Source organism: Roseateles albus (genome assembly GCF_028595345.1).
Lineage (GTDB): Bacteria > Pseudomonadota > Gammaproteobacteria > Burkholderiales > Burkholderiaceae_C > Paucibacter_A > Paucibacter_A albus.
This window is the reverse complement of record NZ_JAQQXT010000010.1, coordinates 125,042-137,938: the sequence shown is the minus strand read 5'-3', so window position 1 is coordinate 137,938 and position 12,897 is coordinate 125,042. Positions and strand designations below refer to the sequence as shown.

Below are 12,897 nucleotides of genomic sequence, written 5' to 3'. Positions count from 1 at the left end.
TCCTCAGTTCTTTACAGCCGACTGTGCAGCGGCATGCGCCTTGAGCACATCGACAAGTTCGTCAAGCCGCGCGTTGCTCATGAAGCTGCACATCTGGCGGTCATTCACCAGCATCACCGGCGAGTCGGCGCAAGCGCCCAGGCATTCGCTTTTCTGCACGGTGAAGAGGCCGTCGGCGGTGGTGCCACCCTCTTCCACGCCGAGCTTTTCGCACAGGTGGTTCAGGGCTTTTTGGCCGTCGCGCAACTGGCAAGGCAGGTTGGTGCAGACGTTCAACTTGAACTGACCCAACTTGCGCTGGTTGTACATGTTGTAGAAGGTCGTCACTTCGTACACGGCGATCGGCGGCATGGCCAGGTAGGCGGCAATGGCATCCTCGCTGGCGCGCGAGACAAAGCCGATTTCGTCTTGCACGATGGACAAGCAGGCCATCACGGCCGAAACCTTTTGGTCCGCAGGGTACTTGGCCACTTCGCGCGCAAAACGGGCCGCCGTGGCTTCACTCAGAATGTATTCTTCAGTGCTCATCATCGAATTACTCACCGGTCGATCTCACCAAACACGATGTCCATCGTGCCGATGATGGCCACCGCGTCGGCCAGCATATGGCCCCGCGCCATTTCATCCAGCGCAGCCAGATGCGCGAATCCAGGCGCCCGAATCTTCAGACGATAAGGCTTGTTGGCGCCATCGCTGACGATGTAGATGCCAAACTCGCCCTTGGGGTGCTCCACCGCCGCATAGGCCTCACCCTCGGGCACTTGAAAGCCTTCGGTGAAGAGTTTGAAGTGATGGATCAACTCTTCCATATTCGACTTCATGTCGACGCGGGAAGGCGGTGCAATTTTGTGGTTGTCTGTAATCACCGGGCCGGGGTTGGCGCGCAGCCAAGCCACGCATTGCTGGATGATGCGATTGCTCTGGCGCATTTCTTCGACACGCACCACATAGCGGTCGTAGGTATCACCTTCGGTGCCGACCGGCACGTCAAAGTCCAGCTTCGCATAGGCGTCGTAAGGCTGGCTCTTGCGCAGATCCCAGGGGATGCCACAGCCGCGCAACATCGGGCCGGTGAAGCCCATATTCAAAGCGCGCTCGGGCGTCACCACGCCGATGCCAACGGTGCGCTGCTTCCAGATCCGGTTGTCGGTCAACAGCGTTTCGTAGTCGTCGACATTGCCGGGGAAGCGATTGCAGAAGTCCTCGATGAAGTCCAGCAACGTGCCGCTGCGGTTCTCGTTCATCTTGGCCAAGGTTTTGGCATTCTTGATCTTGGAAACGCGGTACTGCGGCATCGTGTCTGGCAGATCACGATAAACACCGCCAGGACGGAAATAGGCTGCATGCATGCGCGCGCCAGACACCGCTTCGTACATATCGAACAGATCTTCACGCTCACGGAAAGCGTAAATCAGCACATTCATTGCGCCGCAGTCGAGGCCGTGGGCGCCCAACCACATCAGGTGATTCAGCAAGCGCGTGATTTCGGCGAACATCACGCGGATGTATTGCGCGCGCTCGGGCACGGCCACGCCCAACATCTTCTCGATCGCCAGGCAGTAGGCCTGCTCATTGGCCATCATCGACACATAGTCGAGTCGGTCCATATAGGGCAAGGACTGGATATAAGTCTTGCTCTCGGCCAACTTCTCGGTGGCACGGTGCAGCAGGCCGATATGCGGATCGGCGCGCTGGATGACTTCGCCGTCCAATTCCAGAACCAAGCGCAGCACGCCGTGGGCGGCCGGGTGCTGGGGCCCGAAGTTCAGGGTGTAATTTTTGATGTCGGCCATCTTCAGATTCCGCCGTAATTGTTTTCGCGGATGATGCGCGGCGTGATTTCACGCGGCTCAATCGTCACCGGCTGGTAGACGACGCGCTTTTGCTCGGCGTCATAGCGCATTTCGACATTGCCCATGGTGGGGAAGTCTTTGCGCATTGGATGGCCAATGAAGCCATAGTCGGTCAGTATGCGGCGCAGGTCGTCATGACCTTCAAAGATGATGCCGAACAGATCGAAGGCTTCGCGTTCAAACCAGTTGGCGGAATTCCAGATCGGCGTCAAAGCGTCGACGCGCGGGAAGTCATCCTCGGCGCAAAAAACTTTCAGACGCAATCGCCAGTTGTTCTTGACCGACAACAGGTGCGTCGACACAGCGAAACGCTTGCCGCTGTAGTCTCCGTTGTTGTAGCCGCTGTAGTCCAGACCACACAGATCAATCAGTTGCTCGAAGGCCAGCTCCGGATGGTCACGCAAGGCAGTCGCCACTACCAAGTAATCAGCAGGTGCTACTTGGATGGTGATTTCACCGAACTGGCTTTTGAGGTGCTGAATTTTTTCGCCAAAGACGGATACAAGGACCGTCTGCAGAGTGTCAAGTTTGCTCATCTGTGCTCAATCTTTCAGCGCGCGATCGTGTTTTCGCGGCGAATCTTGGCCTGCAATTGAAGGATGCCGTAGAGCAGCGCTTCGGCTGTGGGCGGGCAACCGGGGACATAGACATCAACAGGCACAATCCGGTCGCAACCCCGCACGACCGAATAGCTGTAGTGGTAGTAGCCACCGCCATTGGCGCAGGAACCCATCGACAAGACCCAACGCGGCTCGGCCATCTGGTCGTAAACCTTGCGCAGAGCAGGCGCCATCTTGTTGCACAGCGTGCCGGCCACAATCATCAAATCAGACTGCCGTGGGCTGGGCCGAAACAACATGCCGAAACGATCAATGTCATAACGGGCAGCACCCGCGTGCATCATTTCCACCGCGCAGCAGGCGAGCCCAAAGGTCATCGGCCACAAGGAACCGGTCTTGGACCAGTTGATCAGCTTGTCCACCGAGGTGGTGACAAAGCCTTCTTTCAAAACGCCTTCGATACCCATTGCAAGCTTTCTAACGTCATAGCCATCAAGGCCGAGCGTCGGGTCGCATTCATTCCGACCCGCCTGTCAGCCGCTAGGCTGGCATCCCCAAGGGGATCATCCAAGGCAAGCCTTGAACGAGGGGCTTTATATCACTCCCAGTCCAAAGCACCCTTGATCCACTCGTAGGCGAAGCCCACAACCAGAATGCTCAAGAAACTAATCATCGCCCAGAAACCAGTCGGCCCAATTTCCCGCAGCGCAACCGCCCAAGGGAAAAGAAACGCAATTTCCAGGTCAAACAAAATAAACAAAATCGCCACGAGGTAATAGCGCACATCGAATTTCATGCGCGCGTCTTCAAAGGCCTCGAAGCCGCATTCATAGGGGGAATTTTTGGCCGCATCGGGCCGATTCGGGCCCAGCAGATAGCCGAGCACTTGAGGCGCCACGCCGACGCCGGCGCCGACCAGGATGAAGAGGATGACGGGTAAGTACTGATCCAAGTTCATGGGTGACGCTCTTTAAAAACCGCCGTACGCCTCCAGGCCCCGGCCATGTTTCAGAAGTAATTCAGAAGAAAAAACTACGGGCGCGACGCCGGCGATTTCTCGCCTACGAACTACGCCCGTTTTGCACGACCAACTCGCTTTACCCAATCACTTTGGGATTCGGCTTGCGATGATGCTCAAGGGCAAATATCTCACGGCTCCAACCCCAAGATACTAACCGATGATTTGGTGCCGTCGGCGAGACTCGAACTCGCACAGCTTTCGCCACTACCCCCTCAAGATAGCGTGTCTACCAATTTCACCACGACGGCTATAACTAATTTCTTTGACTATTTTTTGACAGCAGGAGGAGTTGCTATCTAGTCAGCCTCGAATTCTATACTGAAAATTTATCGCTCCAGCCAAGCTGGTGAGAAATTATCAATCTTTAATCGAGGCCAGCACCATCACTTTGGCGCAACTTCCGATGCGGCGCCCGCAACCGGCGCGACCGGAGCGCCTGGAATAGCAGCTGCACCCGAGGCTGCAATGGCGACCGGCGTTGCTTTGTCGAGAATGGTGTCCTTGCTACCGGCGCCCGAGCGGTGGTTGGCCAGATAGGCCATTGCCAAGGTGCTCACGAAGAACACCGTCGCGCAAACCGCCGTGCTGCGCGACAAAAAGTTAGAGCTGCCGGTAGCACCGAACAAGCTGCCCGAGGCACCGCTGCCAAAAGAGGCCCCCATATCGGCTCCCTTGCCATGCTGAACCAAGACCAAGCCGATCATCACCAAGGCACTCAGCAACTGCAACACCAATACCAAATTCATCCAAAACTGCATTTCAAACACTCCAAAGGTTCTTCAACATGCCAGGCCTAAGCGGCCGGGCTGTGGGGAAAAAATTACATTGCAGCCCGACAAATGACCGCAAAGTCGGCTGCCTTCAAGGCTGCGCCGCCAATCAAGCCGCCATCAATATCGGGCTGAGCGAACAACTGCGCAGCGTTGTCTGGCTTGACGCTGCCGCCATAGAGAATGCGCATGCTGGCGGACTTTTGCGTCGCCGCATGCAACTGCATACGCAGCACCGCATGCACCGCCTGCGCCTGCTCAGGGCTGGCCGTCAGGCCTGTGCCGATCGCCCAGACCGGCTCATAGGCCAAGACGATTTCACCGATGCAATGCGTCAAGGTGTGAATCACCGCCGCGAGTTGGCGCTTGACCACCAACTCGGTCTGGCCCGCCTCGCGTTCGGCCAAGGTCTCGCCGACGCAAACAATCGGCGTCACGCCATGCGCCAAGGCAGCCTTGGCCTTGTCTGCCACCAATTGATCACTCTCATGATGAAAGGCCCGGCGCTCGGAATGACCGACGATCACATAGCGGCAACCCAGATCAGACAGCATCAGGGAGGACACTTCGCCCGTAAAGGCGCCCTGCTCATGCGCCGAGCAATCCTGAGCACCCAACAAGATTGCCTGACCGGTCAAAGCCAAAGCGGTTTCCGCCAAATAGGGAAATGGCACGCAGACCGCCACATCGGCGCTCCATGGGCCCGCCTCTTTAAGCGCACTCAACAAGGCCGCATTGGCAGCGCGGCTGCCATGCATCTTCCAGTTGCCGACGACTAGTTTTTTGCGCATTGCCAACTCTCCTGTCTCACCAACTCAAAACGATTTTGCCGACATGCTGGCCGGACTCCATCAAGGCATGCGCCATGGCGATTTGATCGGCCGCAAAGCTGCGATAAATCACCGGCTTGATGACCGTGCGAGCAGCAAGTAATGGCCAGACGCGTTCGCGCAAGGCCGCCGCGATCCCGGACTTGAAAGCCAAGGAACGCGGCCGCAGGGTCGAGCCGCTGATCGTCAGCCGACGACGCAACACGGCCCCCGCATCGATATGAGCGTCGGTGCCACCCTGCACCGCAATGATCACCAGACGACCGTCATTGGCGAGGCATTGAACACCACGCTCGATATAGCCACCCGCCACCATATCCAGAATCACATTGACGCCGGCGCCGCCGGTCGCGGCCTTCACCTCAGCGACGAAATCTTGCTCTTTGTAATCGATGGCCAGATCAGCGCCCAGCGCCAGGCAAGCCTTGGCCTTGGATGCACTGCCAACCGTGACAAAGACGCGCGCGCCCATCGCCTTGGCGATCTGAATCGCAGCCACACCGATGCCGCTGCTGCCGCCATGCACCAACAGGCTTTCGCCCGGCCGCAAGGCTGCCCGCTCAAACACATTCGACCAAACGGTGAAGAAGGTCTCGGGCAGACTGGCTGCCTCGAGCATGCTCCAACCAGCCGGAACCGGCAGGCAATGCCCGATCGGCGCAACGCAGACTTGCGCGTATCCGCCACCCGGCGTCAAGGCGCAGACTGCGTCACCCAACTTGAAGCCGGCCGCCGCCAATTCCTGCGCGTCGCCGCCAACAATTCGCCCAGCCACTTCAAGCCCAGGCAACTCACTCGCTCCGGGCGGAGGCGGGTACGCCCCTTTGCGCTGCAAGACGTCGGGACGGTTGACGCCAAAGGCCTCAACCGCGATCAACAGCTCCCCTGCCCCGGCTTGCGGGTCGGGGGAGTCGATCAATTGCAGCATTTCCGGGCCGCCCGCTTGGGCGATGCGAATTGCTTTCATGTCAGTGGCTAGGCTAGCTGCGCCGCTCTTTACTGAGCTTCGCCCACGACCGGCGCAGGCGCCGCATCACGGTCGACCAAGACTTTCATCGACAGCTTGATACGGCCCTTCTCGTCGGTTTCCATGACCTTGACCTTGACGATCTGGCCTTCCTTGAGGAAGTCGGTCACCTTCTCGACGCGCTGGTGAGCGATCTGGCTGATGTGCAGCAGACCATCCTTGCCAGGCAGCAGGTTGACGAGCGCGCCGAAGTCCAGGATCTTGGTGATCGGGCCTTCGTAGATCTTGCCGATTTCAACTTCGGCGGTGATCTCTTCAATGCGCTTCTTGGCGTATGCGGCCTTTTCGGCATCGGTCGACGCGATGGTGATCGTGCCGTCTTCGGTGATGTCGATGGTGGTGCCGGTTTCTTCGGTCAGCGCACGGATGGTCGCACCACCCTTGCCGATCACGTCACGGATTTTTTCCGGATTGATCTTCATCGTGTACAGACGCGGCGCAAACTGCGACACCTCGGTATTGGCAACACCCATGGCCTCAACCATCTTGCCCAGGATGTGCAGACGAGCTTCCTTGGCTTGTGCCAAAGCGACCTGCATGATTTCCTTGGTGATGCCCTGGATCTTGATGTCCATCTGCAGCGCGGTGATGCCGCCTGTCGTGCCGGCAACCTTGAAGTCCATATCGCCCAGATGATCTTCATCACCCAGAATGTCGGTCAGCACAGCGAAACGGTTGCCGTCCTTGATCAAGCCCATGGCGATGCCGGCCACGTGCGCCTTCATCGGCACACCGGCGTCCATCAAAGCCAGGCAGCCGCCGCAGACCGAAGCCATCGACGAGGAGCCGTTCGACTCGGTGATTTCAGACACCACGCGCATCGAGTACGGGAAATCTTCCTTGCTTGGCAGAGCGGCGATCAGCGCGCGCTTGGCGAGACGGCCGTGGCCGATTTCACGACGCTTCGGGCTACCGACGCGACCGGTTTCGCCGGTGGCGAACGGAGGCATGTTGTAGTGCATCATGAACGTGTCTTCGAACTCGCCGGCCAGCGCGTCGATGCGCTGAGCGTCACGGTTAGTACCCAAAGTCGCCACCACCAGCGCCTGCGTTTCACCGCGGGTGAACAGGGCCGAGCCGTGGGTGCGCGGCAGGATGGAATTGCGGATCTCGATCGGGCGCACGGTGCGCGTGTCGCGGCCGTCAATGCGGGGCTCGCCGGCCAAGATCTGGCCGCGCACGATGCGGGCTTCGATTTCGAACAGCAGGCTTTCGACTTCGACCTTATCGAACTCGATGCCGTCAGCCTTCAGGCCGGCCATCACATTGGCAGTGACGGTGCGGCAAGCTTGCGTACGCGCTTGCTTGTTGCGGATTTGATAGGCAGCAGCCAGGCCTTCTTCGGCCAATGCGCCAACCTTGGCGATCAGCGGCTCATTCTTAGCTGGGGCAACCCAGTTCCAGCTTGGCTTGCCGGCATCGCGCACCAACTCGTCGATCGCGGCGATCGCGATATTGCCTTGCTGGTGACCGAACACCACGGCGCCCAACATGATTTCTTCGCTCAGGCCATCGGCCTCGGACTCAACCATCAAGACCGCAGCCTGCGTACCCGCAACCACCAGGTCCATCTTGCTATTGGCCAGCTGGGTCTTGCCCGGGTTCAGCACATACTCGCCGTTGACATAACCCACGCGCGCTGCGCCGATCGGGCCATTGAACGGAATGCCGGAGATTGCCAGCGCTGCGCTCGAAGCGATCAGTGCGGCGATGTCGGCCTGCACTTCAGGGTTCAAGGACAGCACGTGCACAACCACTTGCACTTCGTTGTAGAAGCCTTCGGGGAACAGCGGGCGGATCGGACGATCGATCAAACGGCTGGTCAAGGTCTCCAGCTCGCTGGGGCGGCCTTCGCGCTTGAAGAAGCTGCCGGGGATCTTGCCGGCGGCATAGGTTTTCTCAAGATAGTCAACGGTCAGCGGGAAGAAATCTTGGCCGGCCTTGGCATCGGTCTTCGCGACGACAGTGGCCAAAACCACGGTGTCGTCGATATTGACGATCACGGCACCGCTGGACTGGCGAGCTACTTCGCCGGTTTCCATCGTGACGGTGTGCTGACCCCATTGGAAGGTCTTGGTGACTTTATTGAACAAACTCATTGTGTCTCTCCTTTATGCCGCAAGAGCAGGCACTACAGGCCCGCTATTTGGCTGGTTTGAAGCGGCTTGCGGCGCCGCAACTGGACCGAGAGTGAGTCTGGGTTTGGCGGGATGCCATTCCAAAACATCGCCAGCAAAGACTTCAAAAGAAGCTCGGTGCAAGGTATTGGAATGACACAGCAGCGCCACGTCAGCTCAACTCAAAACGATTTTCTAAAAGACAAAGAGCCTGTGCTGGACATAGACCCAGACAGGCTCCTTGATCTCGCTCTCAAATTACTTGCGCAGACCCAACTTCTGGATCAGAGCAAGGTAACGCGAAGCGTCCTTGGTCTTCAGGTAAGACAACAAGCTCTTGCGCGAGTTGACCATCTTCAGCAAACCGCGACGACCGTGGTGGTCCTTCTTGTTGGCCTTGAAGTGGGGGGTCAGCGCATTGATGCGTGCTGTCAGCAGAGCGACTTGGACTTCAGGCGAACCTGTGTCATTTGCGCTGCGTGCGTTCGCTTGAACGACTTCTGCCTTGTTGAAACTTTCGACTGCCATGATGCGTTCCTAGATGCCGGAAGCCGCTGGCAAGCCAGGTAATTTGCCCTGGCGCACAGACGGTTTCCATTGTTTCACTTGCGGTCACGGGTGAAACCGACCCGAGCCGTGCCTTTGTCAGCTGCCTTTCATCAAGCCGCTTGAAATTCAAGCTTCCCGAGTTCCAGGCAACAAAACTCTCTGATTATAGACCAGGATTGCCAACTCAGCCGCAAGAGCCGCAGTGCATGACTGCCTGGTGGTTCGCTGGCCATGTGCCGACCTTGTGCGGCAGCAGCAAAAAAACAACCGCAAGCATCACCCCCGAACCACCGATTCCGAGCGACCAAGCGCGGCGAGATGGAGCCAAAGCCGCGCTTTCCAAGAGCCCGAAAACTGTATTTTCCGCAGCTCTTGAATCAACAGATTTCGCGCCAAACTTCGATGCCATGGGGGCTGCGGCGCTTTGACATCTCAAGGCGTTGGATGCAACTCTCTCCAGGAGCTAACCATGTTTGTGATTCCCGTGAGCCGTCATTCCGCTGAATTTACCCGCCAGATCGAGCGTCTTTTGGCCAAGCCAGAGCGCGACGCCGTGGCGCTGCGCACCCCGCCGCTGGATGTCAGCGAGACCGACCAAGCCTTTATCTTGCAGCTTGACCTGCCCGGCATCGCCAAGGAAGCCGTCAAGATCACCATCGAGGGCCGTCGCATCAGCATTGACGCTGTGCAGGCAACCGCGGCTGCGCCGCAAGATGCCAGCGCCCCGGCAGAGCGCCCGCTGCACCGCGAACGCTCGTTGACACGTTTCTCGCGCAGTGTCGTGTTGCCCACCGAAGTCAGTCAATCGGACTCCAAGGCCACACTGGAAAGCGGCGTGTTGACGCTGACCCTGGTCAAGCGCCAGCCCGTCGGCGCCAGTCATCTGACCGTCAACTGAGCAGGCTCAGGCGCTGCCCAGGGTCCAGCGCGGCCTGACGGCAAAGCCGCCATCGTTTTGCAAGTCGGCCATGCCGCGCTGCAAACGCATGGCGGCAGCCATCGCGATCATCGCGCCGTTGTCGGTGCACAGACTGAGTTCGGGGTAATGCACGCGAATGCCGCGTTTGCCGCAGGCCGCATTCAATTGCTCGCGCAGCATGGTGTTCGCCCCAACGCCACCGGCGACGACCAGGCGCTTGAGCCCAGTCTCCTTCAGCGCGAGCAGTGACTTGCGCACCAGCACCTCGACAATCGCCGCCTGCGTAGCCGCCGCCAAATCAGCGCGCTGCTGCTCGGTCGGGGTCTCACCCAGGCGTTTGACTTGCGTCAGCACCGCCGTCTTCAAGCCAGCAAAACTGAAGTCCGGCTTGCCGCTGCGCAGCATCGGGCGCGGCAGATCAAAAGCCTTGGCATTGCCACTCAACGCCAAGCGAGCCAGATGCGGCCCACCGGGATAGGGCAAGCCCAAGAGCTTGGCGCTCTTGTCGAACGCTTCGCCGGCGGCGTCATCGATGGTTTCGCCCAGCATTTCATAGCTGCCGACATCATTGACCCGCATCAGCTGCGTGTGGCCGCCCGACACCAGCAAGGCCACGAACGGAAATTCTGGCGCATCGGTCGATAAAAACGGCGACAGCAGATGACCTTCCAGGTGATGAATGCCCAGCGTCGGCTTACCCAAAGCTGCGGCCATCGCGACCGCCACGCCGGCCCCCACCAACAAAGCGCCAGCCAGGCCCGGCCCTTGCGTATAGGCAATCACATCGACCTGCGCCAAGGGCACGGCAGCTTCGGCCAGCACCTCGCGCGTCAGCGGCAGCACCCGGCGAATATGGTCGCGCGAGGCCAACTCGGGCACCACGCCGCCGTAAGCCTGGTGCATGCTGATCTGGCTGAACAAGGCCTGCGCGAGCAAGCGCGGCGCGCCTTGCGAGCGATCGCTCGGCACCTCGATCAAGGCGACGCCGGTTTCGTCACAAGACGACTCAAATCCCAGTACCAACATAGCCGTGATCAGTGATTTTCTTTGGCGTGATTGATCGAGTATTTGGGAATCTCTATCGTCACATCCTTCTGACCCAGGATGGCCTGACAGCTCAGGCGTGAATCGGGCTCCAAGCCCCAGGCGCGGTCCAGCATATCTTCCTCGCCCTCCTCCATTTCGGACAGCGTACGCATGCCTTCGCGCACGATCACATGGCAGGTGGTGCAGGCGCAGACCATGTCGCAGGCATGTTCGATGGCGACGCCGTTCTCAAGCAAGGCCTCGCAGATCGAGGTCCCGGCGGGCGCGCTTACCGACTTGCCCTCGGGGCAATACTCGGCATGGGGAAGAATTTTGATGACTGGCATGACGATCCTTGGGCGAATTGCTTAGAGCTGTTCGATATTGCGGCCGGTCAAGGCGCGCTGAATGCCGCGATTCATGCGCGCGGCGGCAAAGGCTTCGGTGCCCTTGGCCAGAGCCTCGACGGCAGCATCGATGGCATTGCCGTCCTCACCCTGGGCCGACAGCTGCAAGGCTTGCAGCAAGGCGGCAATCTCATCGCGCTCGACTTGCTCGAGCAAGTCGGCATCGGCCGCCAGCGCCGAATGCGTCGCCAGCGTCATGCGCTCGGCCTCGACCCGCGCTTCGCGCAGTTTGCGTGCGGCCATATCGGCTTCGGCGCTGGCAAAACCGTCTTTGAGCATGCCGGCAATCTGCTCATCACTCAGGCCATAACTCGGCTTGACGACGATGGCCGTCTCCACGCCCGAGCCCAACTCCTTGGCCGAGACGCTCAGCAAGCCGTCGGCATCAACTTGGAAGGTGACGCGGATGCGCGCTGCGCCCGCCACCATCGGCGGAATACCGCGCAGCTCGAAACGCGCCAGAGAGCGGCATTCACTGACCAGCTCGCGCTCGCCCTGCAGCACATGCAGCGCCATTGCGGTCTGGCCGTCCTTGAAGGTGGTGAAGTCTTGCGCTTGCGCTACCGGAATGGTCGCGTTGCGCTCGATGATGCGCTCGACCAAGCCGCCCATGGTCTCCAGACCCAGCGACAGCGGGATCACGTCGAGCAACAAAATATCGCCGTCGGCCGCATTGCCGGCGAGTTGATTGGCTTGAATGGCCGCGCCCAGCGCCACCACTTCGTCGGGATTCAGATTGGTCAACACCTCGCGGCCGAACAAGTCGCCCACGACTCTGCGCACGCAAGGCATGCGAGTGGAGCCGCCGACCATCACGACACCGGCGACTTCGTCCGCCTTGACCTTGGCGTCGCGCAGCACACGCCGCACCGATGCCAGGGTTCGATCAAGCAAGGCTTGGCTCAATGATTCGAATTGCGCGCGCGTCACCAAGGCGTTCAAATCACCGCCATCCAGCTTGGCCTGCAAGACCACGCTATCGGCGCCGGACAGCGCTTCTTTGGCCTCCCGCGCCGCCACCAAGATCGCGCGTTTGTCGTGGGCGGTGTCGGCGCTGAGCCCGGCTTGCGCCAAGGCCCAATCGGCCAGCAAACGATCAAAATCATCGCCGCCCAGCGCGGCATCGCCGCCGGTGGCGACCACCTCGAACACACCCCGGCTCAGACGCAACAAGGAAATATCAAAAGTGCCACCGCCCAGGTCGTAGACGGCGTAAAGACCTTCACTGCCGTTGTCCAGGCCATAGGCAATCGCCGCGGCCGTGGGCTCATTGATCAGGCGCAGCACATTGAGGCCGGCGAGTTGGGCCGCGTCCTTTGTTGCCTGGCGCTGGGCGTCGTCAAAATAAGCCGGCACGGTGATCACCGCGCCAAACACATCATCGGCAAAACTGTCTTCGGCCCGGAAGCGCAGCGTCGCCAAAATTTCTGCTGAGACCTCGACCGGCGATTTACTGCCTTCGCGCGTGCGCAGCGACACCATGCCGGGCGTGTCCTCGAATTGATAAGGCAGCTGTTCCCGATTGCCGATATCGGCCAGCGCGCGGCCCATCAATCGCTTGACGGACACGATGGTGTTGACCGGATCTTCGGCCTGCGCCGCCAGCGCCAGGGCGCCGATCTGACGCCGCCCATCTTCGAGGTAACGCACGGCCGACGGCAAGATCACTTGGCCGGCTTCATCCGGCAGGCATTCGGCCACGCCGCTGCGCACGGCCGCCACCAGGGAATGCGTGGTGCCCAGATCGATGCCTACCGCGATGCGGCGCTGATGCGGGTTGGGCGACTGCCCGGGTTCGGAGATTTGCAGCAATGCCAT

General features: G+C 59.8%; 15 protein-coding genes and 1 tRNA gene. 2 read left to right on the top strand and 14 right to left on the bottom strand.

Annotated elements, in window-relative coordinates:
* Positions 1 to 3 precede the first annotated feature (3 nt).
* The 11 genes from PRZ03_RS16470 to rpsO all read right to left on the bottom strand — a co-directional run bounded on the left by PRZ03_RS16470 (position 4) and on the right by rpsO (position 8,706).
* The gene (locus tag PRZ03_RS16470; RefSeq protein WP_273601348.1) at positions 4 to 531 is read right to left on the bottom strand and encodes an NADH-quinone oxidoreductase subunit NuoE family protein; all 528 of its coding nucleotides are present in this window, start codon (positions 529 to 531) and stop codon (positions 4 to 6) included.
* 8 nt (positions 532 to 539) lie between these two features.
* The gene (locus PRZ03_RS16465; protein WP_273601347.1) at positions 540 to 1,793 is read right to left on the bottom strand and encodes an NADH-quinone oxidoreductase subunit D; all 1,254 of its coding nucleotides are present in this window, start codon (positions 1,791 to 1,793) and stop codon (positions 540 to 542) included.
* 2 nt (positions 1,794 to 1,795) lie between these two features.
* Positions 1,796 to 2,389, bottom strand: a complete 594-nt coding sequence (locus tag PRZ03_RS16460) for an NADH-quinone oxidoreductase subunit C (protein WP_273601346.1) — start codon at positions 2,387 to 2,389, stop codon at positions 1,796 to 1,798.
* Between the two features lie 14 nt (positions 2,390 to 2,403).
* Positions 2,404 to 2,880, bottom strand: a complete 477-nt coding sequence (locus PRZ03_RS16455) for a NuoB/complex I 20 kDa subunit family protein (RefSeq protein ID WP_046113908.1) — start codon at positions 2,878 to 2,880, stop codon at positions 2,404 to 2,406.
* 131 nt (positions 2,881 to 3,011) lie between these two features.
* The gene (locus tag PRZ03_RS16450; RefSeq protein WP_273601345.1) at positions 3,012 to 3,371 is read right to left on the bottom strand and encodes an NADH-quinone oxidoreductase subunit A; all 360 of its coding nucleotides are present in this window, start codon (positions 3,369 to 3,371) and stop codon (positions 3,012 to 3,014) included.
* 226 nt (positions 3,372 to 3,597) lie between these two features.
* A tRNA-Leu gene (locus tag PRZ03_RS16445) sits at positions 3,598 to 3,682 on the bottom strand.
* A gap of 135 nt (positions 3,683 to 3,817) precedes the next feature.
* Positions 3,818 to 4,192 carry a preprotein translocase subunit SecG gene (gene secG, locus PRZ03_RS16440; protein ID WP_263535152.1) on the bottom strand — a complete coding sequence of 125 codons (375 nt, stop codon included), beginning with the start codon at positions 4,190 to 4,192 and terminating at the stop codon, positions 3,818 to 3,820.
* 62 nt (positions 4,193 to 4,254) lie between these two features.
* Positions 4,255 to 4,995, bottom strand: coding sequence for a triose-phosphate isomerase (gene tpiA, locus PRZ03_RS16435; protein WP_273601344.1), 741 nt, complete (start codon positions 4,993 to 4,995; stop codon positions 4,255 to 4,257).
* Between the two features lie 16 nt (positions 4,996 to 5,011).
* Positions 5,012 to 6,001 (bottom strand): NAD(P)H-quinone oxidoreductase, encoded by a 990-nt coding sequence (locus PRZ03_RS16430; RefSeq protein WP_273601343.1) that lies wholly within the window; start codon positions 5,999 to 6,001, stop codon positions 5,012 to 5,014.
* A 29-nt stretch (positions 6,002 to 6,030) separates the two neighbouring features.
* A complete protein-coding gene (gene pnp / locus PRZ03_RS16425; protein WP_273601342.1) occupies positions 6,031 to 8,160 on the bottom strand; it encodes a polyribonucleotide nucleotidyltransferase in 2,130 nt (709 codons plus the stop codon).
* A 276-nt stretch (positions 8,161 to 8,436) separates the two neighbouring features.
* Positions 8,437 to 8,706, bottom strand: coding sequence for a 30S ribosomal protein S15 (rpsO, locus tag PRZ03_RS16420; protein WP_263558305.1), 270 nt, complete (start codon positions 8,704 to 8,706; stop codon positions 8,437 to 8,439).
* A 140-nt stretch (positions 8,707 to 8,846) separates the two neighbouring features.
* Here rpsO and PRZ03_RS16415 point away from each other — a divergent pair, with 140 nt between their 5' ends.
* Positions 8,847 to 9,155 carry a hypothetical protein gene (locus tag PRZ03_RS16415; protein ID WP_273601341.1) on the top strand — a complete coding sequence of 103 codons (309 nt, stop codon included), beginning with the start codon at positions 8,847 to 8,849 and terminating at the stop codon, positions 9,153 to 9,155.
* A 41-nt stretch (positions 9,156 to 9,196) separates the two neighbouring features.
* A complete protein-coding gene (locus PRZ03_RS16410) occupies positions 9,197 to 9,625 on the top strand; it encodes an Hsp20/alpha crystallin family protein (protein WP_273601340.1) in 429 nt (142 codons plus the stop codon).
* A 6-nt stretch (positions 9,626 to 9,631) separates the two neighbouring features.
* On the opposite strand, the gene tsaD is transcribed toward PRZ03_RS16410, so the two are convergent.
* The 3 genes from tsaD to hscA are packed head-to-tail and all read right to left on the bottom strand — an operon-like array spanning position 9,632 to position 12,897.
* Complete coding sequence (tsaD, locus tag PRZ03_RS16405; RefSeq protein WP_273601339.1) at positions 9,632 to 10,672, bottom strand: tRNA (adenosine(37)-N6)-threonylcarbamoyltransferase complex transferase subunit TsaD; 1,041 nt, start codon at positions 10,670 to 10,672, stop codon at positions 9,632 to 9,634.
* Between the two features lie 8 nt (positions 10,673 to 10,680).
* A complete protein-coding gene (gene fdx / locus PRZ03_RS16400) occupies positions 10,681 to 11,019 on the bottom strand; it encodes an ISC system 2Fe-2S type ferredoxin (protein ID WP_273601338.1) in 339 nt (112 codons plus the stop codon).
* Positions 11,020 to 11,040: 21 nt separating this feature from the next.
* A complete protein-coding gene (hscA, locus tag PRZ03_RS16395) occupies positions 11,041 to 12,897 on the bottom strand; it encodes a Fe-S protein assembly chaperone HscA (protein ID WP_273601337.1) in 1,857 nt (618 codons plus the stop codon).